Annotated in this window: 29 protein-coding genes; 15 read left to right on the top strand and 14 right to left on the bottom strand. The window is 68.4% G+C overall.

Annotated elements, in window-relative coordinates; translation table 11 throughout:
- A partial coding sequence (locus tag OCL97_RS20690) for a hypothetical protein (RefSeq protein WP_377371606.1) occupies positions 1 to 471 on the bottom strand: 471 nt, incomplete at its 3' end.
- A 375-nt stretch (positions 472 to 846) separates the two neighbouring features.
- Between OCL97_RS20690 and flgK the strand changes: the two genes are divergently transcribed.
- Together flgK and OCL97_RS20680 are read left to right on the top strand one after the other, a co-directional pair.
- Entirely contained in the window at positions 847 to 2,934 is a 2,088-nt protein-coding gene (gene flgK / locus OCL97_RS20685) for a flagellar hook-associated protein FlgK (RefSeq protein ID WP_377371605.1), read from the top strand.
- Between the two features lie 16 nt (positions 2,935 to 2,950).
- Complete coding sequence (locus OCL97_RS20680) at positions 2,951 to 3,880, top strand: flagellin (RefSeq protein ID WP_304778568.1); 930 nt, start codon at positions 2,951 to 2,953, stop codon at positions 3,878 to 3,880.
- A gap of 3 nt (positions 3,881 to 3,883) precedes the next feature.
- Here the strand turns inward: OCL97_RS20680 and OCL97_RS20675 are convergent, their stop codons facing one another.
- Positions 3,884 to 4,069 carry a hypothetical protein gene (locus OCL97_RS20675; protein ID WP_377371604.1) on the bottom strand — a complete coding sequence of 62 codons (186 nt, stop codon included), beginning with the start codon at positions 4,067 to 4,069 and terminating at the stop codon, positions 3,884 to 3,886.
- 211 nt (positions 4,070 to 4,280) lie between these two features.
- On the opposite strand from OCL97_RS20675, the gene mnmA reads away from it, so the two are divergent.
- Complete coding sequence (gene mnmA, locus OCL97_RS20670; RefSeq protein WP_377371602.1) at positions 4,281 to 5,447, top strand: tRNA 2-thiouridine(34) synthase MnmA; 1,167 nt, start codon at positions 4,281 to 4,283, stop codon at positions 5,445 to 5,447.
- Here the strand turns inward: mnmA and OCL97_RS20665 are convergent.
- The gene (locus OCL97_RS20665; protein WP_377371601.1) at positions 5,444 to 6,172 is read right to left on the bottom strand and encodes a DNA alkylation repair protein; all 729 of its coding nucleotides are present in this window, start codon (positions 6,170 to 6,172) and stop codon (positions 5,444 to 5,446) included. The two genes, mnmA and OCL97_RS20665, sit on opposite strands and share 4 nt — an antisense overlap.
- A gap of 90 nt (positions 6,173 to 6,262) precedes the next feature.
- Between OCL97_RS20665 and OCL97_RS20660 the strand changes: the two genes are divergently transcribed.
- The gene (locus tag OCL97_RS20660) at positions 6,263 to 7,450 is read left to right on the top strand and encodes an acetyl-CoA C-acyltransferase (protein WP_377371600.1); all 1,188 of its coding nucleotides are present in this window, start codon (positions 6,263 to 6,265) and stop codon (positions 7,448 to 7,450) included.
- On the opposite strand, the gene OCL97_RS20655 is transcribed toward OCL97_RS20660, so the two are convergent.
- Complete coding sequence (locus OCL97_RS20655; RefSeq protein ID WP_377371599.1) at positions 7,447 to 8,007, bottom strand: DUF3617 domain-containing protein; 561 nt, start codon at positions 8,005 to 8,007, stop codon at positions 7,447 to 7,449. The genes OCL97_RS20660 and OCL97_RS20655 overlap by 4 nt on opposite strands.
- 73 nt (positions 8,008 to 8,080) lie before the next feature.
- On the opposite strand from OCL97_RS20655, the gene OCL97_RS20650 reads away from it, so the two are divergent.
- On the top strand, positions 8,081 to 8,347 hold the full coding sequence (locus tag OCL97_RS20650; RefSeq protein WP_305338302.1) for a GNAT family N-acetyltransferase: 267 nt from the start codon (positions 8,081 to 8,083) through the stop codon (positions 8,345 to 8,347).
- A 167-nt stretch (positions 8,348 to 8,514) separates the two neighbouring features.
- Here OCL97_RS20650 and OCL97_RS20645 read toward each other — a convergent pair whose 3' ends face one another.
- The 3 genes from OCL97_RS20645 to OCL97_RS20635 all read right to left on the bottom strand — a co-directional run bounded on the left by OCL97_RS20645 (position 8,515) and on the right by OCL97_RS20635 (position 9,477).
- Positions 8,515 to 8,658 carry a hypothetical protein gene (locus OCL97_RS20645; RefSeq protein ID WP_304778549.1) on the bottom strand — a complete coding sequence of 48 codons (144 nt, stop codon included), beginning with the start codon at positions 8,656 to 8,658 and terminating at the stop codon, positions 8,515 to 8,517.
- A 126-nt stretch (positions 8,659 to 8,784) separates the two neighbouring features.
- Complete coding sequence (locus OCL97_RS20640; RefSeq protein WP_377371598.1) at positions 8,785 to 9,135, bottom strand: hypothetical protein; 351 nt, start codon at positions 9,133 to 9,135, stop codon at positions 8,785 to 8,787.
- A 57-nt stretch (positions 9,136 to 9,192) separates the two neighbouring features.
- The gene (locus tag OCL97_RS20635) at positions 9,193 to 9,477 is read right to left on the bottom strand and encodes a hypothetical protein (RefSeq protein ID WP_377371597.1); all 285 of its coding nucleotides are present in this window, start codon (positions 9,475 to 9,477) and stop codon (positions 9,193 to 9,195) included.
- Positions 9,478 to 9,690: 213 nt separating this feature from the next.
- Between OCL97_RS20635 and OCL97_RS20630 the strand changes: the two genes are divergently transcribed.
- From OCL97_RS20630 to OCL97_RS20610, 5 genes are all read left to right on the top strand, one after another.
- Positions 9,691 to 10,089: a hypothetical protein gene (locus OCL97_RS20630; protein WP_377371596.1), complete on the top strand. Its 399-nt coding sequence runs from the start codon at positions 9,691 to 9,693 to the stop codon at positions 10,087 to 10,089.
- 66 nt (positions 10,090 to 10,155) lie between these two features.
- Entirely contained in the window at positions 10,156 to 10,422 is a 267-nt protein-coding gene (locus OCL97_RS20625) for a BrnT family toxin (RefSeq protein WP_377371595.1), read from the top strand.
- Positions 10,403 to 10,642: a type II toxin-antitoxin system BrnA family antitoxin gene (gene brnA / locus OCL97_RS20620; RefSeq protein ID WP_305704942.1), complete on the top strand. Its 240-nt coding sequence runs from the start codon at positions 10,403 to 10,405 to the stop codon at positions 10,640 to 10,642. Before OCL97_RS20625 ends, brnA begins: the two co-directional genes overlap by 20 nt.
- A 237-nt stretch (positions 10,643 to 10,879) precedes the next feature.
- Positions 10,880 to 11,002 carry a hypothetical protein gene (locus OCL97_RS20615; protein ID WP_377371594.1) on the top strand — a complete coding sequence of 41 codons (123 nt, stop codon included), beginning with the start codon at positions 10,880 to 10,882 and terminating at the stop codon, positions 11,000 to 11,002.
- 14 nt (positions 11,003 to 11,016) lie between these two features.
- Positions 11,017 to 11,511: an alpha/beta hydrolase family protein gene (locus tag OCL97_RS20610; protein WP_377371593.1), complete on the top strand. Its 495-nt coding sequence runs from the start codon at positions 11,017 to 11,019 to the stop codon at positions 11,509 to 11,511.
- 14 nt (positions 11,512 to 11,525) lie between these two features.
- On the opposite strand, the gene OCL97_RS20605 is transcribed toward OCL97_RS20610, so the two are convergent.
- The 3 genes from OCL97_RS20605 to OCL97_RS20595 all read right to left on the bottom strand — a co-directional run bounded on the left by OCL97_RS20605 (position 11,526) and on the right by OCL97_RS20595 (position 15,959).
- Positions 11,526 to 12,956 carry a hypothetical protein gene (locus OCL97_RS20605; protein ID WP_377371592.1) on the bottom strand — a complete coding sequence of 477 codons (1,431 nt, stop codon included), beginning with the start codon at positions 12,954 to 12,956 and terminating at the stop codon, positions 11,526 to 11,528.
- Positions 12,957 to 13,051: 95 nt separating this feature from the next.
- On the bottom strand, positions 13,052 to 15,298 hold the full coding sequence (gene uvrB / locus OCL97_RS20600; RefSeq protein WP_377371607.1) for an excinuclease ABC subunit UvrB: 2,247 nt from the start codon (positions 15,296 to 15,298) through the stop codon (positions 13,052 to 13,054).
- A gap of 67 nt (positions 15,299 to 15,365) precedes the next feature.
- Positions 15,366 to 15,959, bottom strand: coding sequence for a thioredoxin domain-containing protein (locus OCL97_RS20595; protein ID WP_377371591.1), 594 nt, complete (start codon positions 15,957 to 15,959; stop codon positions 15,366 to 15,368).
- Between the two features lie 161 nt (positions 15,960 to 16,120).
- Between OCL97_RS20595 and OCL97_RS20590 the strand changes: the two genes are divergently transcribed.
- From OCL97_RS20590 to OCL97_RS20575, 4 genes are all read left to right on the top strand, one after another.
- Positions 16,121 to 16,990: an alpha/beta fold hydrolase gene (locus tag OCL97_RS20590; RefSeq protein WP_377371590.1), complete on the top strand. Its 870-nt coding sequence runs from the start codon at positions 16,121 to 16,123 to the stop codon at positions 16,988 to 16,990.
- A 90-nt stretch (positions 16,991 to 17,080) separates the two neighbouring features.
- Entirely contained in the window at positions 17,081 to 17,788 is a 708-nt protein-coding gene (locus tag OCL97_RS20585) for a response regulator transcription factor (protein ID WP_377371589.1), read from the top strand.
- Positions 17,785 to 19,095 (top strand): FecR domain-containing protein, encoded by a 1,311-nt coding sequence (locus OCL97_RS20580; RefSeq protein WP_377371588.1) that lies wholly within the window; start codon positions 17,785 to 17,787, stop codon positions 19,093 to 19,095. The genes OCL97_RS20585 and OCL97_RS20580 overlap by 4 nt, the downstream gene beginning before the upstream one ends.
- A gap of 3 nt (positions 19,096 to 19,098) precedes the next feature.
- Complete coding sequence (locus OCL97_RS20575) at positions 19,099 to 21,279, top strand: CHASE2 domain-containing protein (RefSeq protein WP_377371587.1); 2,181 nt, start codon at positions 19,099 to 19,101, stop codon at positions 21,277 to 21,279.
- A 33-nt stretch (positions 21,280 to 21,312) separates the two neighbouring features.
- Here the strand turns inward: OCL97_RS20575 and OCL97_RS20570 are convergent, their stop codons facing one another.
- From OCL97_RS20570 to OCL97_RS20555, 4 genes are all read right to left on the bottom strand, one after another.
- On the bottom strand, positions 21,313 to 21,795 hold the full coding sequence (locus tag OCL97_RS20570; RefSeq protein WP_377371586.1) for a hypothetical protein: 483 nt from the start codon (positions 21,793 to 21,795) through the stop codon (positions 21,313 to 21,315).
- A 239-nt stretch (positions 21,796 to 22,034) separates the two neighbouring features.
- Positions 22,035 to 22,388, bottom strand: coding sequence for a hypothetical protein (locus tag OCL97_RS20565; protein WP_377371585.1), 354 nt, complete (start codon positions 22,386 to 22,388; stop codon positions 22,035 to 22,037).
- Between the two features lie 179 nt (positions 22,389 to 22,567).
- Positions 22,568 to 22,963: a hypothetical protein gene (locus tag OCL97_RS20560; protein ID WP_377371584.1), complete on the bottom strand. Its 396-nt coding sequence runs from the start codon at positions 22,961 to 22,963 to the stop codon at positions 22,568 to 22,570.
- Positions 22,964 to 23,150: 187 nt separating this feature from the next.
- Positions 23,151 to 23,333: a hypothetical protein gene (locus OCL97_RS20555; protein WP_304778514.1), complete on the bottom strand. Its 183-nt coding sequence runs from the start codon at positions 23,331 to 23,333 to the stop codon at positions 23,151 to 23,153.
- Between the two features lie 325 nt (positions 23,334 to 23,658).
- Here OCL97_RS20555 and OCL97_RS20550 point away from each other — a divergent pair, with 325 nt between their 5' ends.
- Positions 23,659 to 24,729 carry a cell wall hydrolase gene (locus tag OCL97_RS20550; RefSeq protein WP_377371583.1) on the top strand — a complete coding sequence of 357 codons (1,071 nt, stop codon included), beginning with the start codon at positions 23,659 to 23,661 and terminating at the stop codon, positions 24,727 to 24,729.
- The last annotated feature ends 136 nt before the right edge of the window (positions 24,730 to 24,865 follow it).

Below are 24,865 nucleotides of genomic sequence, written 5' to 3'. Positions count from 1 at the left end.
CGCGGCCTTGGCGTCGGCGGCCTTCGCGGCCTGCAAGGCCTGGGCGAGGGCGGCGTCGGAAACCACGGGACCGAAGGCGGGGGCGGCGGGACCGCCCGCCGGGGTTTCGCCCTCAGTATCGCCACCGGCGGTCGTGGGGACGATGGGAGGCGGCGGGGCGATAGGCTGGGCCAGCAGGGCGGCCAGGATCTGGGCGTCGGTGGAGGGGGTGGCGGTGTCGGCGACCTCACCCTCAGCCTTGCCGTCCGCCTTGGCCTTGTCGCCCTTGGCGGGGCCGGTGGCCTGAACCACGGGCTTGCCGTCCGCGCCCAGCATCGGCTCGGTCGCGCCCGGGCCGCCGAAGAAGGCGGCCATCAGGGCTTCGAAGCCCGCCACCGGTCCTCCGGTCGCGGCGCCGCCGAACAGACCAGCCGCTCCGCCGGCGGCGCCGGTGGGGGTGAGGGTCGAGGCGTTGAGCAGAGGCGCGGTCATGAGGTGGGTGGGTCCAGCGGACGAAGGGGTCGCCACCCTGCTCAGCAACCTCCGCGCCAACTTGGCCAATGCCTATTAATCGTCTGTTTTAAAACACTTTTAGTCGCGCGCCCGCATGCTCGCGCCAGCCTGTTGCGGCGCTTTTTGCCGAGCCTGGCGACCTTGATAGGTCGTCCCTGCCGCCCGGTCGGTCTCACAGGTCACTTCGAAGAACTGGCGCCGCTCTTGCGCCACGGATCGCAAGCTCATCGGGGCCCTAAAGGGACCACATTGAAAATGTTGAAGAAAATGCGGCTCTACGCGCGGGCGTTCCCCAGACTACCGGCAGATTTGACCGGGTCGGGCGTCAGGCTTTGCCGGGCGGAGGGCTAAGAGATGTCCCTGACCGTTTCCCTCAGGACCGCGGCTTCCGGCCTGCAGGCGGCGCAGGCCGGCCTGCGGACCACCTCCGACAACATCGCCAACGTCAACACGCCTGGCTATGTCCGCAAGACCATCGACCAGAAGCCGGTGGTCGTCGGCGGCATGGGGATGGGGGTCGAGGTTTCCGGCGTCAAGCGGATCACCGACCAGTATCTGCAGATGGCGACCCTGTCGGCGACCTCGGAGTCCAAGCGCTGGGGCACGGTGTCGGAATATCTCGACAACGCCCAGAGCCTGTTCGGCGACCCGTCCAGCAACAACTTCTTCTTCTCGCGCATGGACAGCATCTATTCCGCCTTCTCGGCGGCCTCCGATGATCCGTCCTCCAGCCTGCTGCGCAGCCAGGCGATCTCCAATATCAGCGACTTCCTCAACGAAGGCGCTCGCATCAACACCCACATCAACGACCTGGGAAACACCGTCGACGCCCAGGCCAAGGCCGACATCGACCGCGCCAACGATCTGCTGGAGCAGATCAACCGGCTGAACTCCGACGTGAGCCGCGCCAACCTGGCCAATGCCGACGCGTCCGGCTCGGAGAACATCCAGAGCCAGCTCATCGACGAACTGTCGGCCATCATGAATGTCCAGGTTCAGCAGCGGAGCCAGGGCGGCGTCACCATCCGGTCGGCCGAGGGCTATCTGCTGGCCGGCGATAACGCCGCCAAGCTCAGCTACAACCGCAGCGACTCGACGATGTCCTACATCGCCATCGAACCCATGGGCGGCATAGGCCAGGCCCAGCCCATCACCATCACCGGCGGCGACCTGCGGGGCCTGATGGACCTGCGCGACGACGTCCTGCCGGGCCTGTCGGATCAACTCGGCGAGTTTGTCAGCCGGGTGACCGAGCAGTTGAACGCGGCGCATAACGCCAACGCCGCCATGCCGCCGCCCGCCAGCATGACGGGCCGCGACGTCGGCACGGACCTGGACACCGCCGCCGCGGGCTTCACCGGAACCTCCACCATCGCCATCGTCGATCAGGCCAACGGCGTGGTCCAATCCTCGGTGGTCATCGACTTCGACAACCAGACCATGACCCCCGGCGGCGCCTTCAGCGGCGACTTCCTCGGCGACCTGAACAACGCGCTTGGCGGGATGGCCACGGCCACCTTCGCCGATGGCCAACTCAGCCTGGCGGCCGGCGCCGGCTATGGCGTGGCCATGGATGAGGGAACCTCGATGAAGGCCGGCCGGGCCTTTTCCCACTTCTTTGGCCTGAACGACATTGTCCGGTCGAACGGGGTGACCAACTACGAGACCGGCCTGAAGCTTACCGACGGTCACGGGTTCACGCCCGGCGATGTGATCCAGCTCAACCTGGCCCAGGCCGACGGCCGCCCGCTGCGCAACATCTCCATCACCATGCCGCCGGCCGGGACGATGCAGGACCTGCTGGACACCCTGAACGCCAGTTCGACCGGGGTCGGTCTCTATGGGACCTTCTCCCTCGACTCCAGCGGCAAGATGACCTTCGCGGGCAACGGGGGCGGCGATGTCCAGCTCGCCGTGGCCAAGGACGACACCAAGCGCGGAACCGACGGCGCCTCCCTCAGCCAGCTCTTCGGCCTTGGGGTCAACGAGCGCTCAAGCCGGGCCGGGCGGTTCACGGTCGACCAGGCCCTGGTCTCCAACCCGATGAAGCTGGCCTTGGGCAAGCTTGACCTTTCAGTCACCCCGCCGGCCGCCTCCCTGCGGCCAGGGGACGGGCGGGGCGCCCTGGCCCTGGCGGGCTCGGGCGACATCGCCACCGCTTTCAGCGCGGCCGGAGAGCTGGGGCAGGTGACCATGACCGTCTCGCGCTACGCCGCCGAGTTCGGCGGCTCCATCGGCCGCCGCGCCCAGGCCGCCGACACCCGCAAACAGTCCGCTGACTCCGTGGCCACCGAGGCCACGGCCCGGCGGCAGTCGGTGGAGGGTGTGAACCTCGACGAAGAGCTTGTGCGTCTCACCACCTACCAACAGGCGTTCAACGCTTCGGCCCGCATGGTGCAGGCCGCCAAGGAGCTGTTCGACGTCCTTAGCAATATGATCTGACCGAAGGCCAACCGCGATGACCCGCGTTTCCACGAACGGCAACTACAGCGCCGTGCTCGCCAACATCCAGGCCGCTCAGCAGCGGCAGATGGAGGCTGGCGCCCGCGTCGCCACCCAGAAGCAGGGGACCGACCTCAAGGGCTATGCGCGCAACGCCGAGATGCTGACCGCGATGAAGTCCATCGACGCCCGGATCGGCGGCTATCTCGAACAGAGCAAGCTGATCACCGACAAGCTGACCACCCAGGACTTCGCCCTCAACCAGATCACCTCGGCGGCGCAGGGGACGCGGGAGACCATCGCCCAGGCCCTGGCCAGCGGCCGGGCCGACACCCTCATGCAGGACCTGCAGGGCTTCTTCCGCAACTCGGTGGACGGCCTGAACGCCCGCTACGGCGGCAAGTACGTCTTCGCGGGCGGCCAGATCGACACCCTGCCGGTCTCGGCAACCTCCCTGAGCGACCTCACCGATCCGGCCAAGGTCATCTCGGACTTCTTCCACAACGACGACTTCGTCACCCAGGCCAAGGTGGACGACTCCACCACGGTGAACACCGGCCTGCTGGCCAACAACCTTGGAACCGATCTGCTGACCGCCTTCAAGGATGTGCAGGCGTTCCAGGAGGGCCCCGACGGCCCGTTCCAGGGCAACCTCACCGACAATCAACGCATCTATCTTGAAGGCGTGCTGGCCAACTGGGACTCCGTGAACAAGGAGATGATCAACAACACCGCCCGAAACGGCATGGTGCAGACCCGGGTGGACTCGGTGAAGATCGACCTGGTGACCCGCCAGAACAGCCTGGCCGGCATGATGGGCGACATCACCGACGCCGATCCGGCCGAGGCGGCGACGGCGCTGCAGCAGGCCGGCGTGGCGGTGCAGGCCGCGGCCCAGGTCTTCCTGTCGCTGCAGAACTCGTCCCTGCTGAACGTGCTGAAGTAAGCGCTAGAGGGAGAACTCGGCGCCGATGCGGCCGACCAGCCGTTCGCCCATCCAGACCTCGACGGCGAACTGGTCGGCGCGGAGGTCCACCGCCTCCTTCAGGGCCGAGATGTCATCAGGGAACTGCGCCTCGCGGGTGGCCGCGACGTGTTCTTCAGGGTTCAGGACATAAAGCCGGTACTGGTTCATCTGCGTCCCCAATCGGTGAGGTCGGGCACAAGCCATAGGCCCAGTGTCCGTGGGTCTCCGCGATCGACGGTTACTTCACGGGGATCGCCGGAGTTTACACCACTCGCCTCGGAGGCGAGATCACTGTTTCGCGATATTTGGCCGCAGCCGCTGAAATCTGCGGCTCGGCGCCGATCTCGCAAAACCCCGCTCGACCCGCTACATAGGCCCCATGAACGCGCCCGTTCTCTTTGCCGATCACGCCGTAGAGGCCGCCCGCGCCGCGGTGGGCCTGCCGGTGGGCGCCCGCGTGGTGGCGGCCATGTCCGGGGGCGTCGACTCCACCGTGACAGCGGCCCTGCTGGCCCGCGCCGGCTACCAGGTCATCGGCGTGACCCTGCAGCTCTACGACCACGGCGCCGCGATCCAGAAGAAGGGCGCCTGCTGCGCGGGCCAGGACATCCACGACGCCCGGTCGGCCGCCGAGGCCATCGGCATCCCGCATTACGTCCTCGACTATGAGAGCCGATTCAAGGCGCAGGTGATCGAGGAGTTCGCCGACGCCTATCTGCGGGGCGAGACGCCGGTTCCCTGCATCCGCTGCAACCAGACTGTGAAGTTCCGCGACCTGCTGGACGTGGCCCGCGACCTCGGCGCCGAGGCCATGGCCACCGGCCACTATGTCCGCCGCGAGATGGGCCCGGCCGGGGCGCAGCTGCGCCGCGCCGCCGACCCGGCCCGCGACCAGAGCTATTTCCTGTTCGCCACCACGGCCGAGCAGCTGGACTATCTGCGCTTCCCGCTGGGGGACCTGCCCAAGAGCGAGGTGCGCCGCGCCGCCGCCGAGCTGGGCCTGGCCATCGCCGAGAAGCCCGACAGCCAGGACATCTGCTTTGTTCCCGAGGGCCGCTACACCACGGTGATCGACCGCCTGCGGCCGCATGGGGCGGAGCCGGGGGACATCGTGCACCTGGATGGCCGGGTGCTGGGCCGCCACGAGGGCGTCACCCGCTACACCGTCGGCCAGCGCCGGGGACTGAACGTGGCGGTGGGCGATCCGCTGTTCGTGGTGAAGATCGACGCCGACAGCCGCCGGGTGATCGTGGGGCCGCGCGAGGCCCTGCTGACGTTGGGCTGCAGCCTGAAAGAGACCAACTGGCTGGGCGACCAGGCCAGCGTCGAGGCCGCCTGCGAGGCGGGGCTTCCGGTCCTGGCCCGCGTGCGCTCCACCGCCGAGCCGCTGCCGGCCAGGCTCGCCCTGCGCGATGGCGCCGCCGCGGTGATCTTCGATGCGCCGGAGCACGGCGTCTCGCCCGGCCAGGCCTGCGTCCTCTACGACCCGGCGGCGCCTGGGCGGGTGCTGGGTGGCGGATTTATTGAGAAGACCTTCGGGGTCTAGCCGCCGCGCCGCTTGCCCGACTTGGTCCCGGTGGTCAGCTTGATGCGGGTCTCGCGCACCGCCACCGCCGGCAGGCTGTCGGCCTCCCGGTCCAGATAGGCGGCCACGGCGTCGGGACGCCGCGCGGCCATGGCCCGCAGCAGCCAGGACACCGCCTTGGTGATCAGGATCGGCTTCTCGCCCTTGAGCGCCTCGATCGTGCGGAAGGCCAGGTCGTGGAAGCCGTCGTCGTCGGAGCGGGCCGTGGGGCCGGTGAGCAGGACCAGGGCGGCGCGGCGGCGGTTGATGTCCGGGCTGAGCGTCAGCGCCTCGATCAGCGCCTTCCAGGCCGGCCAGTCGCGGCCCATCTCGGCGGCGCTGAAGACATTCTGGCAGAGATTGTCCACCTCCGCCCAGCCGTTGAGCTTGCCCAGCCAGCGGTCGAGGTCGGCGGGCGTGGCCGCCGCACGGGCCGGGGCGCTGTAGCCCAGCAGGATGGCGGCCAGGGTCTTCTCCTCGTGGGAGGCCCCGTCGAACAGGCTCTCCACCAGGGCCAGGGCCGCCTGCGGACCTTCGGCCCTGTGGCGGGCCAGCCAGGCCTTGGCCATCGCCCGGCGGTGGGGAACCGAGATGTTGAAGTACGGCCGGCCGCTGCCGCCATAGGAATCGTTCTGCACGGGCGCGCCGGAGACCGGCCGCGCCAGGCGCCGCAGGTCCTCCAGCATGAGGGCGTGATCGGGATGCATGGCGACAGTCTAGCTTGGCTTCCGGCCCGGGCGCCTTGAACTTCTTCACCACCCCGCGCACATCAGGGACCCCTGAGAGGAACTCCAGCCATGTCCGCCTCTGATCCCGTCGTCATCGCGTCCTACGCCCGCACGCCCATGGGCGGCTTCCAGGGGGATCTGTCGCCCGTGAAGGCCACGGCGCTAGGGGCGGCGGCGGTGCGCGCGGCGGTGGAGCGGGCAGGGCTCGACCCCGCCGCCGTGGAGCAGATCGTCATGGGCTGCGTCCTGCCCGCCGGACTTGGCCAGGCGCCCGCGCGACAGGCGGCCCTTGGCGCAGGCCTGCCGCTCTCGGTGGAGGCCACGACCGTGAACAAGATGTGCGGCTCGGGCATGCAGGCCGCTATCCTGGCCCACGACGCGCTGGCCGCCGGCTCGGCGCAGATCGTCATCGCCGGCGGCATGGAGAGCATGTCCAACGCCCCCTACCTGATGACCAAGCACCGGGGCGGCGCCCGTATCGGCCACGACGTGATCTCCGACAGCATGTACCTGGACGGGCTGGAGGACGCCTATGAGCCCGGCCGGCTGATGGGCTCCTTCGCCGAGGAGAGCGCCAAGACCTACCAGTTCACCCGCCAGGCCATGGACGACTACGCCATAGAGAGCCTGGCCCGCGCCAAGCGCGCCACCGAGACCGGCGCCTTCGCCCGCGAGATCGTTCCGGTGGAGGTGGTCAGCCGCAAGGGCGCCGTGCTGATCGAGGCCGACGAGCAGCCGATGAAGGCCGATCCGGCCAAGATCCCGACCCTGAAGCCCGCCTTCGCCAAGGACGGCGCCATCACCGCGGCGAACGCCAGCTCCATCAGCGACGGCGCCGCGGCCCTGGTGATGACGCGGGAGTCCGTCGCCCGGCGCCTGGGCCTGAAGATCGTCGCCCGCGTCGCCGGCCACGCCGCCCACGCCCACGAGCCGGGCCTGTTCACCACCGCCCCCGTGCCCGCCATGCGCAAGGTGCTGCAGAAGGCCGGCTGGTCGGTGGCCGACGTCGACCTCTGGGAGGTCAACGAGGCCTTCGCCGTGGTGGCCATGATCGCCGAGCAGGAGCTGGGCCTGGATCGCGACAGACTGAACGTCAACGGCGGCGCCTGCGCGCTTGGCCACCCCATCGGGGCCAGCGGCGCCCGCATCCTGGCGACCCTGCTCTCGGCCCTGGAGGCCCGCGGCGGCAAGCGCGGCGTCGCCAGCCTCTGCATCGGCGGCGGCGAGGCCACGGCCATGGCGGTGGAGCTGGTCTAACCCTTGGGGGGAACCGGCAGCTCCAGGATGTTGATCTTCATGCCGCCGGGCAGGGACATGTCGCCGGGCTTGTAGCCTTCGGGGCAGGCGCCCTGCCAGGCGGCCTCGACGGTGACCTTGTGCAGGCCGTTCATCTGCGGGGCGGCGGCGCCCTCCGTGGAGCTCTCGGCCTGGATGACGTACTTGGAATTGAAGTCGCCCGTGGCTGTGCCGCTGGTGGTGGTCTTGCCGCCCGAGCCCATGTCGCAGACCGAGCTGAACTGATAGCCGCCGGCCACGCGGGCCGAGAAGACGTTCTTCTCGCACATGTCCCGGGTCGCCTGGGAGCCCCAGAAGCTGATCTTCTCGTCGGCGGCGGCGTCCAGGCAGATGCGGCTGACCTGCACGAAATCGCCGGTGGAGACCCGCTGTTCCCACAGGCCCGGCTTGCGCTTCGGCGGGGTCTGCGACGGCGTGAAGGCTGGCGCTGCCGCCTCCGCCTCGGTCTTCTCGGCCGGCTTGCCGCAGGCGCTGACGCCCAGGATGGCCATGCCGGCCAGCATCACACCCAAACGCATTGCTCTCTCCCGCTCACGCAATCGCGAAGTTAAGCGGGATCGATCTCGCGGGCGAGAGGGTTATGATCAGACCATGACCGATCTGCGCGACACCGGCGACCGCTACGAGATGGACGAACAGGGCCAGACCTCCTGGGCCGACTATCGTCTGAGCGGAGAGCGCCTCTATCTCGACCATGTGGAAAGCCCGGCCGCCCTGCGCGGCACCGGCGCGGCCGGCCGGCTGATGGCCGCGCTCAGCGCCGATGTGCGGGCCAAGGGGCTGAAGATCACCCCGATCTGCGGCTACGCGGCGGCCTGGCTGCGGCGCAGCAAGGAATTCGGCGACCTGGTGGGGTGAGGATGCTCCCCTCCTGGGGGAGCTGGCGCGAAGCGCCTGAGGGGGACTTTGACTCTTGTTTTAGGGCCGAAGAGGTCAACGACGTTGATCCCCCTCCGTCCCGCCGCTGCGCGGCGGTCCACCTCCCCCACATCGGCGCGGCGCGCCTGGGGGAGGATCTTTAGACCTTAGCGGCCCTGGCTCTGCTGGCTCAGGCCCTGGCCGAAGGCCACGGGCTGGGAGGCGGCGACCATGGTCCCGGCCATGGCCACGACGGTCATGACGGCGGCGGCGAAGGCCCCGATCAGCACGCGGTTGATGGTGTCGGTCATCTAGCAAATCCCTTGGCCGGGCGCCGGGGAGGGCGACCACTTTGAACAACCGGGGAGCTAACGCCGCGCTTCAGAAATGGATGCAGCCGCGCCTGAAGCTTACAATCCTTGACGGTTCGCCAGAGGCTAGCTGCGCTGAACGATGGCCATCAGGGCCTGGACCTTGGTGTCGGTCTCGCTGGCGAAGCGCCGGGCCAGTTCGCGCACCCCGGTGGGATAGACGTCCCCGCCGGCCCCGATCTCCTCCGAAAGCCGCTCGACCTCAATGAGCGCCAGGCGCAGGGCGTCGACGTGATTGCGGGCCAGGCTCTTGGCCTCGCTCTGCAACCGCCGGATCTGCTCGGCCAGGGTCTCGGAGGCGGGCGCGGGCGCCTCGGCCGTCTCCGGCGCGGGCGCCAGGGCCTGCAGGGCCACGACATTCACCTTCGGGGTCTCCGCGACGAGGCGGGGACGTGTACGCGCAACACGACTGACCATGGTTTCGCTCCAAACCGGGACGGTTGAAGCGCTGCCATGCAGGCGCCGGGCCAGAGCCTAGAGGCGGGCGTTGATCGCCTCGATCGTGCCGATCTTCAACTCGCACTCTTCGGTCAGGCGCCGGGCGATGTCGCGGATGCCGGCGGGATAGGCCTCGCCGCCCTCGGCGATCTCGGCGGCCAGGACCTCGGCCTCGTGCAGGGCGGCCACCAGGGCGGCGATGTGCTCGCGGGCCAGGCCCCTGGCCTCGGCCTGCAGGCGGCGCACGCGCATGGACAGGGCTTCGGAACGCGGGAGGGCGCCGACAACATTGTCGGACACGACGGAAAGCGACGGCGACATGGCTGCTATCCCCAGCAAGAGTTTTGGAAGCGCCGTCCGTCGTCCGTTTCTGGACCGCCGGTTCGGCGCTCCCCCATGCCCAGGTCTACGCCCGAACCGCCGCCGTGGTTCCGGCCCCCGCGCCCAGGCTGGGCGCGTGCGGTTTTTGGGTCACAGGGTCTTGGCGGGGCCGCTGCAACCGTTAGGTTCAAGCTCCAGCTTGGGAGGACGACCATGGGTGGAAAGACATTTGCGGCGTCGGCGACGGCGGTGGTGGCGGCGATCCTGGGGCTCGGCGCCCCGGCCCAGGCCCAGCCGCAGTCAGGCCAGACGGTGATCGACATCCCCTACACCACCTGCGACGGCTCCCGCTGGACCGCCACCTGGGCCGGTGACAGCTTCTACCACCAGCCGGAAAAGGGCGCGGGCCACGCCGACCGCCGCATCGACTACCGCACCTGGGGCGGGGCCTGCTGGTCGGCCACCTGGGACGCCGCCAGCCGCCGCTTCCACCACACCCCGAAGTCCGGCGGCGCGGGCCACCACGACACCATCCTCAACTTCACCGACTGGGACGGCGTCGCCTGGACCACCACCCGGGTCGGCGACGGCTGGAAGGTCACGCAGCGGTAGGGCCCGAAGGGGCACGCCGCGCCGGAGGGAGTGGAAACTATACCATTTCCGTGCTAGCCTAGCCCCATGTTCGAGTTCGACCCGGACAAGAGCGCCAGCAACCTCGCCAAGCACGGGATCGACTTCGCGGCGGCCCAGGCCTTGTGGGATGACGACCTGAGGCTGGTGGTCGACACCCGGTTCGTGGCCGAGCCGCGGCGACTGGTGATCGGCAGGATCGGCGAGCGCCTTTGGACGGCGGTCGTCACCGAGCGAGAGGACGCGATCCGGATCATCTCGGTCCGGCGGTCGCGGGACGATGAGGTGAGCGCATATGACAGCCAAGACCATTAGCGCCGAGGCGTTCGACGCCAAGTTCGAGTCCGGCGAGGACATCGGCGACCATATTGACTGGTCGACCGCCCGCCGTCCGGGCCTGGAGAAGCGGCGCGTCAATGTCGACTTCACCGACCAGATGGTGCGGCGCCTGGATATCGAGGCCCAGAGGCGCGGCGTGACCCGCCAGTCCCTGATCAAGATCTGGATCGCCGACCGTCTCGACGGCGTGGCCTGAGCGATCGCCGTCCTTCTCCCCTTGTGGGAGAAGGTGGCCGGTCGGAGACCGGTCGGATGAGGGGTCACGCTCCCCTCTCCGATGATCGTGCGACGTCCTGACCGGAGAGGGCTTTCGACCCCTCATCCGACCCTGCTCCGCAGGGCCACCTTCTCCCGCAAGGGGAGAAGGAACGTTGGTTGCGCCTCCGCCAGCCCCGCGCCACCATCACGGCTCCGCTTCCCGAGGAGCCGCCCCATGCGCCTGGGCAATGAGAAGAACCTCGACCTGGCCCAGGCCGTGCGCCGCGCCGGCTGGAACGCGGCAGCCTTCAACTATCGCGGCTCCTGGGGCAGCCCGGGGCCCTCGGCCACAACCTGATCGATGCGCGGGCCATGCTGGCCTATCTGCGCGACCCCCAAAGCGCGGCGAAGTTGGGGGTCGATCCCAAGCGCATCGCCATCGCCGGCCACAGCATGGGCGGCTGGGTCACGGCCCAGACCGCCGCCAAGGACCCGGACCTGCTGGGCGCCGTCCTGATCTCGGCGGCCGACATGGGCGCGCGGGGCGTCCAGGGGAAGGCTGACCCCACCGCCCTGGCCGCCGCCATGGACAACAACCGCGAGACCCTGGCCGGCGCCACAGGCCAGGGCATGGCCGACGAACTGATCGCCGGCGGCGAGGCCTGGCGCCTGGACACCCTCGGCCCCGGCCTGCCCCCTCCTGGTCCTCTCCAGCGACGACGCCCCGACACCGACCGCCTAATCGCCGCGGTCATGGCGGCGGGCGGGACGAAGGCGCAAGGCTTCCACGTGGCGACGGACCACGGCTGGTCAGACAAGCGGCTGACGCTTCAGGCGCTGGTGATCAACGGGTTGGCGGGGTTGTAAGGCGTGAACTACCTCTATGCGGTGAGCTCGCCAAAACGGCCACGGAGAAAGACGTCATTGGCCGTTCTCGCGCCTTGCTCGACATTTTGAAGCATTAGCTCAAGATCGGCGTCATCCAAAACGATCACAAAGTGTCCTCTATGAACAGCAGCATCCTTGCAGCGTTCAGTGAACCTGACTTTGTCGTTGAACGCTCGGCAGCAAAGTAGTCCCAGAAATCCACGGACGTGAGAGAAGCGACCTGTGAGCTGATCTAATTCAGGATTGGCGATATCCTGAGTATAGTTTTTGCATTCAACCGGTATTTCTATTGATCGTAGTTGCGGCGAGCGCAAAGCCATATCAAAAAATCCATCTCTAGCTGCGTTCTTATACGCAATATCGATCCGCTTCCGGCCCTGATCGATCTCACGTTTTTTGACCGGGCAGATCAAGTCTGGGAATAGAAGGAAGGTGAGCGCGCCGATGCAAAATGAATGATAGGCGCTGGCGTGGGGGCCGCCGGGCGGTATTTCGCGAAGCTCTGCGATCATTCGACGAGCGAACTCAGCTTCGTCGAATTCGTCTTCAAAGTCGCTTGCGTCAAGCGCTCCCTTCGCGCCAGCTAGACGCTTGTAAAGATTTAGAACTTCGGGATGTTGTTCGGCAAATTCTGCAAGGGCGGGTTTGGATTTTGGGTGAAGTTCCTTTACGTCTTTCTTCCAAACAACCGGTTCTCCAGATTTCAAGACGTGAACCAGCGCTTGGCCGGCATGAAGATATTCCTGCCGAAGATAGGAAATCATATGGTTGTTGTAAAATTCCTGAGAATTTAGCGTCAGTATTTTCCGGACAGAAAATTTTGGAACCAATATTACTGGTTTCCCATCGATGACCAAGGTTTCCCGTGGAGCCTGTATCCAGTCTTCCCGATTTGGATCCCATATTGGGCTGAGGGCAACATTTGCCGTAAGAGGCATGTTCCACAAGTTAGCTTGTTCCCGCGTGTAATGAAGAAGCGGTCCCCTTAAGATATTCGTTGTTAGATCAGAAATCTTGTCTGATCCGATGCCCTCGATGAAGAGTTCGGCTTCAGCAAGTTCCGAAAGTAGGCCGGACGCTACTGCGCGGCTTCTTTTCAACGCATCCAATATCTGAAGGGCCTGGTCGCGACCAATACCGCGACCCTGTGGGCGACCTTTCGATAGGCCGAGGAATGTCTCGTTCGTTTCGTGGAGGTGAGAAGCTAGGTGCTCAGCACGCGCATCATCGTTGTTTCTAAGTGCGCCGATTAGAGCGTTGAAGAAGGAACGAAGGTGTCGGCTGCAGTCGGAGGACCAAGCATCGCCCCTGATATCAATCGCGTAAGGATCGACGAATAGTCGCGTATCCGTGTCCGTATCAATATCTACGAAATCGAGCTCGGCTTGCCGATTATGCAACCCTGCCCAAACGGAAACCTGCATCCCAAACCCCCCAAACTTGGGGAATTGGATGTGAATTAAACTGGAGAGTCAATTTTCGGTTGTTCTTTCCCTACCTGCTACGGCGTTGAGAACCCCTACCGCTTCCCCTTCCGGAACCGCTCCTGCGCCTCGGCCCGCGCCTCCGCCCGCACCTTCTTCACCGCCGTGCGGTCCACCTCCTCGCCCGGCGCGGTCAGCACGTCGTTGGCGAATTCCAGGTCCATCAGTTTCAGGCGCTTGATCTCGTCGCGCAGGCGCGCGGCGGTCTCGAACTCCAGGTCGGCGGCGGCCTGGCGCATGCGGCTTTCGAGGTCGCGCAGGGTGGTCTTGAAGTTGTCGCCCATGAAGGGCTTGGAGTCCTCGGCCACGCCCACCGGCACGGTGACCCGGTCCTTCTCGTAGGGGGAGGCCAGGATGTCCTTGATGGAGGACTTGATGCTCTCGGGCGTGATGCCGTGCTCGAGGTTGTAGGCGGCCTGCTTCTCCCGGCGGCGTGAGGTCTCGGCCATGGCGCGTTCCATGGAGCCGGTGACCCGGTCGGCATAGAGGATGCACTTGCCGTCCACGTTGCGCGCCGCCCGGCCGATGGTCTGGATCAGGCTGGTCTCGGAGCGCAGGAAGCCCTCCTTGTCGGCGTCGAGGATGGCGACGAGCCCGCACTCGGGAATGTCCAGGCCCTCGCGCAGCAGGTTGATGCCGATCAGGGCGTCGAAGGCGCCCAGGCGCAGGTCGCGGATGATCTCGATCCGCTCCATGGTGTCGATGTCGGAGTGCATGTAGCGGACCCGCAGGCCCTGCTCGTGCATGTACTCGCTGAGGTCCTCGGCCATCTTCTTGGTGAGCACGGTGATCAGCGAGCGGTAGCCCTTGGCCGTGGTGTCGCGCACCTCGGCGATCACGTCGTCCACCTGGCTGTGGTTGTCCTTGGAGACCGGGCGGATCTCCACCGGCGGGTCGATCAGACCGGTAGGGCGGATCACCTGCTCGGCGAACACCCCGCCCGACTGCTCCAGCTCCCAGGCCGCCGGGGTGGCCGAGACGCAGATGGTGTCGGGCCGCATGGCGTTCCACTCCTCGAACTTGAGGGGGCGGTTGTCCAGGCAGGAGGGCAGGCGGAAGCCGTATTCGGCCAGGGTGAACTTGCGGCGGTAGTCGCCCCGGTACATGCCGCCGATCTGCGGCACCGCCTGGTGGCTCTCGTCCACGAACAGCAGGGCGTTGTCGGGGATGTATTCGAAGAAGGTGGGGGGCGGCTCGCCCGGCCGGCGGCCCGACAGGTAGCGGCTGTAGTTCTCGATGCCGGCGCAGGAGCCGGTGGCGGCGATCATCTCCAGGTCGAAGGTGGTGCGCTGCTCCAGCCGCTGGGCCTCCAGCAGCTTGCCGTTGGCGATCATCCAGTCGAGGCGCTCCTTCAGCTCGGCCTTGATGGAGATCATCGCCTGGTGGAGCGTCGGGCGCGGGGTGACGTGGTGGCTGTTGGCGTAGAGCTTGATGCTCGGCAGGTCGGCGGTCTTGCGGCCGGTGAGCGGGTCGAACTCGACAATGGCCTCGATCTCGTCGCCGAACAGGCTGACGCGCCAGGCGCGGTCCTCGTAGTGGGCGGGGAAGATCTCGAGGGTGTCGCCGCGCCGGCGGAAGGCGCCGCGCTCGAAGCTGGCGTCATTGCGCTTGAACTGCAGGGCCACCAGGTCGGCGATCAGCTTCTTCTCGTCCACCCGCTGCCCGACCTCCAGTTGGATGGTCATGGTGGAATAGGTCTCCACCGAGCCGATGCCGTAGATGCAGGAGACCGAGGCCACGACGATGACGTCGTCGCGCTCCAGGATCGCCCGGGTGGCCGAGTGGCGCATCCGGTCGATCTGCTCGTTAATCGAGGAGTCCTTCTCGATATAGGTGTCGGTCCGCGGCACGTAGGCCTCGGGCTGGTAGTAGTCGTAATAGGAGACGAAGAACTCCACCGCGTTGTCGGGGAAGAAGCTCTTCATCTCCGAATAGAGCTGGGCGGCGAGGGTCTTGTTGGGCGCAAGGATCAGGGCCGGGCGCTGGGTCTGCTCGATCACCTTGGCCATGGTGAAGGTCTTGCCCGAGCCGGTGACGCCGAGCAGCACCTGGTCGCGCTCGCGGCCCTCGAGGCCCGCCACCAGGTCGGCGATGGCGGTGGGCTGGTCGCCGGCCGGCTCGTACTCGGAGACGAGCTTGAACCGGCGGCCGCCCTCGGACTTTACCGGGCGGTCGGGGCGGTGGGGGATCCAGACCACCGGGCCGGCGGACTCGTCATAGTCGAACACCGCCGACATGTCGGCGACACCGGTCGGCTCGGCGGTCTTCGGGGTGCGGGGCATGGGGTCGAATTTAGGGATCATGACCCCGGAAGGCTAGGGCGCCCTGATGACAGGGGGTAGCAGCAGGCTACCGCTTCTTCTTCCCCGCCGCCGCGATGGCCTTGTCGAGGTCGGCCAGGGTGACGCCGTTCACCTTCACGCCGTTGACGAAGAAGAAGGGGGTGGAGTCCACGCCCCGGGCGACGCCGGCCGCCACCCGGGCCTCCAGGGCCTCGCCATGGGCCGGGTTGTTGACGCAGGCGGTGACCTCGGGCTCGGACAGACCGGCTTGCTTGGCGACCTCCAGCAGGACCGGGCGTAGCTGGCGGGTCTCGAAGATCTCGGCCTGGCGGCGGAACAGGCCGTCCACCACGGAATAGTACTTGTCGGCCCCGGCGCAGCGGGCGGTGATGAAGCCGATGGCGGCGACATTGGCGGGCTCGGTGAGGAACTCGTGCAGGGTGTAGCGGACCTTGCCGGTGTCGATGTACTTGGCCTTGAAGGCCGGGAAGACCTCGTTGTTGAACTGAGCGCAGTGGTTGCAGCTCAGGGAGGCGTACTCCTCGACGTGGATCTTCGCCGTGGGCTTGCCCAGGGACGGCTCGCCCGTGACATAGGCCGGGGCGGCGCTGGCGGCGCCGGCGATGAGGGCGAAGGCGAGACTGAGCAGGGCGTGACGCAAGGGGGAGCTTCCTGACTGGGGACGACCCCAGGACACCGCCTGCGCCCAGCCTGTCAACTCAAGGCCGTTGGCGCCGGGACCTGGGAGCCGTCATAATGCGCGCCAGGCGGGACTCATTTCCCGCCGACAGCATTTCAGTCGCGTAGATTCTTGGGGATTTCATGTCGGTTTCGACCGCGGCCGAGCGCGCCGCACCGCCGCGCTGGCCCGACGGCTACTTCACGGTCAAGGACGGGACCCGCCTGCACTATGTGGAGGCCGGCCAAGGCGTTCCGGTGATCCTGATCCACGGGGCGCGGGGCAGCGCCATCGGCAACTGGTTCTCCAACGGCATCGCGCCAAGGCTGGCGCAGACCAACCACGTCTACGCCCTCGACATGCGGGCCCACGGCCTGTCGGGCGGGGCGCGGCACAGCCATTTCAACATGGCCGACGACGTCCTGGAATTCATGGACCAGATGGGGATCGGCAAGGCCCACATCGCCGGCTATTCCATGGGCGGCGGGGTGACCTTGCAACTGCTGGCCCGCGCGCCGGAGCGGTTCATCACCGCCTGCTTCCAGGGCTCGGGGATCAGCGAGGTCGGGGAGTGGAAGGACAAGGTCCCGCCCGACGTGACCGGAGAGGCCCCTGACGAGGCCGCCGCCAACGCCCAGGTCAAGGCCCGCCGCCAGGCAAAGGGCGAGGAGGTCGGCAACGACCTCGGCGACAAGATCCGCGCCAAGGTCCAGGCCGTGGTGGGCGGCGGCGCGGTGCGGGCCATGGAGGACATGGCCGGCCGCATGATGGCGACCCTCAACAAGCTCGATCTCTCCAGGGTCGACTTCCCGGTCATGGCCATCAACGGCGAGTACGACCGCCCCAATGCGCGGACCCACCGCATGGCGCGCGAGTTGCCGGACTTCACCAACCTGGTCCTGCCGGGCAAGGGGCACCTGAGCGCCATGATGGCGGGGTTCATCCCGGACGAGTACATCGAGGGCTACGCCGACTTCGTGGCCCGCAACAACCCGCCCAAGGCAGGAACGTAAAGGAATGTAACCTGGCGACGAATCCGGGGGCCGGGCGGACCTGCGAAGGTTAAGCTTTCCGCCAGTCGATTTGGGTGGGGGCTCGAAGGCATGAACATCGCCGTCCTGGACGATGACCAGGCCCACAATGATCTGCTCGCGGCCATGCTGCGGCAGGCCGGGCACCGCTGCACCGTCTATGAGCGCCCGCCGGCCCTGCTGGCCGACCTGCGGCGCCAGACCTTCGACCTGCTGATCATGGACTGGAACATGCCGGAGATGACCGGCATCGACGTTCTGGCGCGCCTGCCGGAACTCCTCCCCACCGCGCCGCCCGTGCTGCTGGTCACCAGCCGCTCGGTGGAGAGCGACGTGGTGGAGGGGCTGAACGCCGGGGCCGACGACTATCTGGTCAAGCCCTTCGAGCCCTCGATCCTGCTGGCCCGGGTGGCGGCCCTGCTGCGCCGCGCCTATCCGGCGTCCCCGCCCACCAGCGGCGAGACCCACGAGGGCTGGACCTTCGACCCCGCCACCGAGACCGCCAGCCGCGACGGCAGGACCGAGCAGCTGACCTCCAAGGAGTTCCAGCTGGCGCTCACCCTGTTCCGCAACATGTCCCGGGCGCTGAGCCGCGACTATCTGCTGGAGCGGGTCTGGGGCCACCGGGCGGACCTGGAGACCCGCACCCTGGACGCCCACATCTCGCGCCTGCGGGGCAAGCTCTCCCTGCGGCCGGCGAGCGGCTTCCGGCTTGTGACGGTCTACGGCTTCGGTTACCGGCTGGAGCGCTGCCAACCGGTCCTGGAGGACGCCCAGTGAAGCTGCCGGCCCTGCTGCTCGCCCTGGCGCTGCCCACCGCCGCCCTGGCCCAGCAGGGGCCGCCGCCCAGCCCGCCCGACGCCCGCTATGTGGTGAAGAAGGGCGACAACCTCTACACCCTGGGAACCCGCTACTTCGCGCGGCCGGGCGACTACCGCACCGTCCAGCGGCTGAACAGGATCCCTGACGCCCGCCGCCTGCGGCCGGGGTCCACGGTGGTGGTTCCCTACCGGGTGATGCGGACCAACGCCATCACCGCCGAGCTGGTCGCCTTTTCCGGCGGGGTGCAGATCGAACAGGGCGGGCGGGCCATCACGCCGCGCGTGGGCCTGCCCATCGTCGAGGGCATGCGCCTGACGACCCTGGCGGGCGGCTTCCTGACCATCGAGCTTTCCGACGAGAGCCGGATCACCCTGCCTTCCAATTCCAGCGGCCGGGTCCGGCAGCTGCGGGAGGTCCCGATGACCGGCGGGATGCTGCGGGTCTTCGACCTCGACCAGGGGCGCAGCTCCACCTCCGCGACCCCCAACGCCAATCCCGACTCGCGCTTCCTCATCCGCACCCCCCTGTCGGTCTCCGCCGTGCGCGGCACCGAGTTCCGGGTGGCGGCGCTGAGCGATGGCCAGGCCACCACCGAGGTGCTGAAGGGCCTGGTGGGGGTGGCCGGGACCTCGGCCGAGGTGGCGGTGGCCGAGACCTTCGGGGTCAGCGTCTCGCCGACCTCGGTGGGGGAGCCCATCAAGTTGCCGCCAACCCCGAAACTGGCGCGGGGAGGTCGCGCGCAGGAAGACCCTGTGGTGGCCTTCGCCGTCGAGCCGGTGGCCGGCGCGGTGGCCTACCGGCTGCAGTTGGCCAATGACGCGGGCTTCGTCGACACCTTCGCCGAGACCACGACCGACCAGACGGCGGTCACCTTCGCAGGCGTGCCGGACGGGACCTATTTCGTCCGCGTCACCGCCCTCGACGCAATCGGGCTGGAGGGCTTGGCCTCCAACTACGGCTTCGACCGCGACCTCAACGTCCTGGAGCCAGGCCAGGCGGCGGTCGACCGCTCCGGCAAGCTGCGCAAGTACCTGTTCAAGTGGACCGCCACCGGCCAGGGGGTTCGCACCTACCGTTTCCAGATGTTCGCCGACCCCCAGGCGCGCACCGCCCTGGTGGACCAGACCGGGCTGGAGGCGCCGCAGGTGGTGCTCACCGACCTGCCCCCCGGGACCTACTACTGGCGGGTGACGGCGACGCGGCTGGCCAAGGGCCAGATCACCGAGAAGGTCGGCGGCCTGCAAGACCTCACCGTCGGGCAGTAGCCCATGCCGGACACGGGGCGATCGCCGGCCGGCCGACGACTGCTCCTGGAGTGGCTGCTGGTGGCCGTGCTCGCCACCGCCGCGGCGGGCGGCGCGACCTGGGGCTCCCTGCTGGCCCGGGCCGACGGCGCGGTCTACGACGCTTTCGCCACGATGAGCGGCCGGCCCGCGGACCCGGACATCATCATCGTCGCCATCGACGACCGCAGCCTGGCCGAGCTCGGCCGCTGGCCCTGGCCCCGGGCGCGTCACGCAGATCTGCTGAACACCCTGGCGCCCATGGGGCCCAAGGCGGTGATCTACGACGTGCTGTTCACCGAGCCTGATCTGGTCGACCCCAGCCTGGCCAAGGCGATGAAGGCCGCGGGCGCCGTCTTCCTGCCGGTGCTGGTGGGGCAGGGCCTGAACGGCGCGGAACTGAACCAGGTCCCGCCCGCAGGTCCCCTGGCCGCCGCCGCCGCCGGCCTCGGCCAGGTGATCATCCGCCCCGATCCCGATGGCGTGGTGCGTCGCCGCGAACGTTGCCCGGCCCCGACCGCGCGGCCTCTGGCCGAGGTGGTGCTGGGGTTGAAGACGCCCCTCCCGAACCGGTCCTGCATCGCCGAACTGATCCCCTTCGGCGGGCCGCCGGGCGCCCATCGCGCGGTCAGCTTCGGCAGCGTGCTGCGCGGGGAGGTGCCCCCCGAATTCTTCACCGGAAAACGGGTGCTGGTGGGCGCCACGGCGCTGGGCATGACCGACCATTTCCAGACGCCCATGGGCGGAGCCGGCGGCATGTCCGGCGTGGAGCTGCAGGCCAATATCCTCGACGCCCTGGACCACGGCGTGGCGCGCGGCGAAGCCGGGTGGCCTCTGCGCCTGGCCATCGCCGTCCTGCCGCTGTGGATCCTGATGGCCGGCTTCCTGTATCTGAAGCCCGCCCAGAACCTGACCCTGGCGATCGGCCTGGGCGTGGCCGTCCTGAGCCTCAGCGTCATGCTGTTCGCCCTGGCGCACCTGTGGCTTTCACCGGTCAGCGCGATCGCTGTCTTGTTGCTGGTCTTTCCGCTCTGGGGCTGGCGGCGCCTGGCCATGGCCAGCGACTATCTCAAGGCCGAGTTCGAGAGGCTGGGGGGGCGGCTGGAGGCTCCCGTCGCCAACGGCCCTGTGGCCGACGTGGTGGAGAGCCAGGCCCGGGCGCTCAGCGGAGCGATCTCGCGGATGGACGCCCTGCGCCGCTTCGCCGACGACATCCTGGCCAGCCTCCCTGACGCCACCCTGGTGACCGACGCCGGGGGGATCGTCATCCAGGCCAATGCGGCGGGGGAGACGCTGCTGGGATCTGACCTGGTGGGCCGGAACCTCACCGACCTGCTGCGGAGGCTGGAACCTCAGGGGCTGGACGCGCCCGTCTCCGGAACCCACCCCTTGGAACTGAGCGACGGCCGCACCCTGCTGATGATGAGGGCGCCGCGTCGCGGGGAGGGGGGCGGTCAGGCCGGTGAGGTGATCAGCCTGGCCGACGCCACGCAGCTGATGGCCACCGCCCGCCAGCGAGAACAGGCCCTGCAACTGCTGACCCACGACATGCGCTCGCCGCAGACCTCGATCCTGGCCCTGCTGCAGCAGTCGCCGGGTCTGGAGCCCACGGTGGTGGGCCGGATCGCCGCCAATGCGCGGCGCACCCTGGCGCTGGCGGATGGCTTTGTGCAGTTCGCCCGCGCGGAGGCCTCGGTCCTGGTCCGCGAGCCGGTGGACCTCTGCGACGTCATCTCCGAGATGGCCGACGAGCTCTGGCCCCAGGCCCAGCAGCGGAAGATCGAGTTCCTCCAGGAGGGCTGCGAGGAGCCCTGCTTGGCGCTTGGCGACCGTTCCTTGCTCGCGCGGGCCTTCGCCAACCTGTTCCAGAATGCGGTGAAGTACAGCCCGGCAGGGGCGCAGATCGTCGTCGCCCTGGCCCGCGAGAACGGCCGGGCGCGGATCAGCGTCACCGATCAGGGGCCGGGCCTGAGCCCCGAGGAGATGGCGGGCGTCTTCGAGCCCTTCAAGCGGTTCGCGCGGCCCTCGGCCGCCGGCGACGCCGGCGCGGGGCTGGGCCTGGCCTTCGTCCGCTCGGTGGTGGTGCGGCACGGCGGGCAGGTGACGTGCGCGAGCGCTCCTGGCACGGGCGCGACGTTCATGGTGGATCTGCCAGAGTACAGTTGAGCGCCTTCCTGTCCCGCACGGGAGACGAAGACCCTAGGGCTGGCCCAGCGCCGCCGTCACCAGGCGGTCGACGGCCTTGGCGGGATCGCCGCGGGCGCGCCCGGTGGCGGTGGCCGAGAAGGCGGCCTTGCCGGTCCGGGCCTCGATGGCTGTGATGCTGACCGCGTAGCCGGGGCCCCGCATTCCGAACCGGCGGCGAGACTGCGACAGCCAACTCCCCGCGCCGTCGCGCATGACGCCCACGCCCCTGGGCAAGGCGCTGAAGGCCACCTGCATCAGGTAGTCGGCGGCGGCCGGGTCGCCCACGCGCGCCTCCTGGGCCTGAAGCTTTTCCAGCACCAGGACCGAGGCCTGGTCCAGGCGCGCCCGGTCCGAGGGCGTTGCCTCGCTGACCGCTAGAGCCACTGTCTTGCCCGTGGCGAAGGCGGGGTCGCCGCTCCGCACGACCTGAGGGGGTGTGGCGCATCCGGCCAGGAGGGCCGCGGCGGCGAGGGGCGCGAGGAGCTTGGCTGACATGAGCCGAACTCTCCGGCGCGTGCGCGCCTGCGTCAATTGTTGACGAGGGGCAGGATCACCGTGCGCAGGATGAGAATCCAGGCCGCCAGGTTCAGCGCCAGAGCCAGGACGAACAGCAGGCGTCGTGACTTGGGGTGCATGGCGTCAGGCATGGATCAGGGCCAGGCCGAGAACCACGCCCAGACAGAAGGCGCCGCCGGCCAGGGCGGAGGTCAGCTTCAACAGGAAGGGCGCATGGGTCACCGGCGCGCAGCCGGCCGGGGCAGGGCGGCGGGGGCCTGTTCCAGAAAGCTCTGAGCCTCGGGGGTCAGGGACCAGCGGTGGGAACCCTCGCCAAAGGGCAGGAAGAGGAGGGCGGGCTGACCCGCCTTGGCGGCGCCCTCGCAATGGGCGTCGAAGGCTTCGAAGATCTCGCGCTTCAGGCCGTCGGAGATGTGCTCGCGCGTGCGCCGCATCGCGATCCGCTCAGCCACCAGATTGCGGTGGGCCGAGCCGCCATAGATCAGCAGGATCTCAACGATCTCCGCCACGAGCGGATTGATGTTCCAGGTCTTGGCGAATTTCATCCGCCGCGCCAGGGCGACTTCATCCATGTCCGTCATCTGAGTTCGACCGTGCGTTGAGGTTAATCCTTAACGACGTCTTACCAGAGCTTCAGCGCGGAAAATCCTTTGCGGGCCACGATTTTACAAAGCTTTACAGTTGGCCCGAAATGGGGTTTCGGCCTGGCGGCTCGGATGCCTCCAGAGCGCTTTTACGACCCTGGCGGGTGTCAGCGCCGGGCGAGCCGCTCGAGTGCGTCACACTTGGCCTCGGTGACCTCCGGCCAGGGACCGGGATCGGCGCCGATCACTCGCAGGGCCTCGTCCCGGCTGATCCCCTCCCGGCGCGCGAGCAGGTCAGCGGCGCGGTCGGCGAAGGCGCGACCCGAGGCCATGGCGGTGGTGTAGTTGAAGCGCGCGGCGGGCTCGGTCCGCCAGGCGGTGGCCGCGGGGCGGCGCCCATGGGAGACCTGGGAGGCGTCACGTCCCCAGGTGTTGGCGAAAGCAGGCGTGGCGCCGAGATAGCGCTTGAGGGCGCAGGACTGCTGCACGCGCCAAGCCGGCGCGGCGTGGGCTCCCGAGGCGCACACCGCCATCAGCAGCGCGAGAGACAGACTGCGCTTCATCGTCAGATAGGATGCCCGCCCATGACGGCGATCGCAATGACCGCGGCCAACGTCATGACGGCGTAGATGACATGTCCCACGTTGGGCCCCTAAGAATCGTAGCTTCGATACGACTCTAGTCAGAGCGGGGAGCGCCACATGACACAGTTGGACTATGGCCCCGCAGCGCGCGGGGCCATCGCCAGGACTACTTGTCGACCGCCTTGCTGACGACCGTACCCACCGCCGCGCCGGCGGCGGCGCCCACGGGGCCACCGATCACGGCGCCGGTGATGGCGCCGGTGGAGGCGCGCTGCTCAACGTTGTGGCCACAAGCCGCGAGGGTCAGGGCGACGCTCGCAATGGCAAGAAGGCTAAGGGTTTTCCGCATGACATAGCTCCGGTTCAGGGGGTCTCGGCGGGAAGAACGGCGGCGAACGGTAGAGGTTCCGAACGGCCTGCGGAGGCGCCCGTCCACAGGCATTTCCATGCTGCGCTGCAATATGAGCTTGCGAATCATAAACTCTGCGGTCATAAGCACGGCAACTTCGCCATGGCCTGCCTTCCACGTGTAAGGAGCAGGCCCGCCGCGGAACGCCGCCAGCACGTGCAGGGGCGTCGAGCAGCAAACGATGTCTGGGGGCGCTTCCGCCTTCGCCACACGGGACAACCATCCTTTGCTATCCAAACCTCAGGCGCGCGCCGATTGGCGTGCGTTGACCAGTGCTGTGCTGCTGGGTTCGGGCGTCGGCCTGGGCCTCGGCGCCGCCTATCTGGCCGGCGGGATGGCGCGCGCCACCACCGACCACCAACGTACGGCCCGCCTGGCCGAAGCCGCCGCCGGGGGCTTTTCGGAAGCCGTTCTTCAGCGCGAAGCCGCCGACATGGATCCTGGAATCCTGGCGGTGGCGCGCCGTCATGACCCCTTCACCGTGGCCGGCGACGCCGAGCGCGACCGCCAGTCCGCGATCCTCGCCGCCCGGCTGGAAAAGCGCGACCGCAACCCGGCGTCTGCCGTCGTGCTGCGCGCCGCCTTCGCCGGTCCCCTGGTCCCGTCGGCACCGCCGTTCCGCATGGCCGGCATGCTGGAGACCTCGCGGGAGCTGGAGTGCCTGACCCAGGCCGTCTATTTCGAAGCCCGCGGCGAGACCGCCGTCGGCCAGCAGGCCGTGGCCCAGGTGGTGCTGAACCGCGTGCGTCATCCGGCCTATCCCAAGAGCGTCTGCGGTGTCGTGTTCCAGGGCGCCGCCCGGGCTCGCGGATGCCAGTTCAGCTTCGCCTGCGACGGCTCCATGCGTCGGGGCCGCGAGGTCGTCGCCTGGAACCGCGCCAAGCAGGTCGCCGGTCGCGCCCTGTCGGGAGGCCTGATGGCCTCGGTGGGCGACGCCACCAGCTTCCACACCACCGGCGTCTCCCCCAACTGGGGGGCCCGCATGGTTCGGGTGGCCCAGGTCGGGACCCACATCTTCTACCGCTTCGGCCGTGGTGCGGCGCCTGCGACCTATGTCGCCGACAGCCGGGCCGGCCATCATGAGGCGCCCGCCGCCGAGACCGTCTATGCCAGCCTGACGCCGATGCCGGCCCAGGCGGGTGCGCCGGACTTCCGCCTGACGTCGGCGGTGGTGGTCTCTGGACCCTCCGAAACGGCGCCGCAGGCCACCCCGGAACCGGCGGCCGCGCCGGCCACGCCCTCCCCGGAAGCCAAGGCTGAGAAGGGCAGGCTGACCCCGGTCAGCCAAGCCAAGCCCGCCGAGCCCGTGGCCCCGAAGGCCGCCAGCGCTTCCTGATCGGCCTCGCCGTATTACGGGCGCCTGACGGGCGCACTGCGGCTTGCGGCGGGGCTGGGCGCTAGAGCGGGACTCGATTAGACGGAACCGTATCCGGAGTTGTGCAGGTAGTTGGCGCACTCGTGGGGTTGGAAGA

Source organism: Phenylobacterium ferrooxidans, from assembly GCF_042714595.1.
Taxonomy (GTDB): Bacteria; Pseudomonadota; Alphaproteobacteria; order Caulobacterales; family Caulobacteraceae; genus Phenylobacterium; species Phenylobacterium ferrooxidans.
Note: the sequence above shows the minus strand (reverse complement) of the source record. Positions and strands in the feature narration are given on the sequence as shown.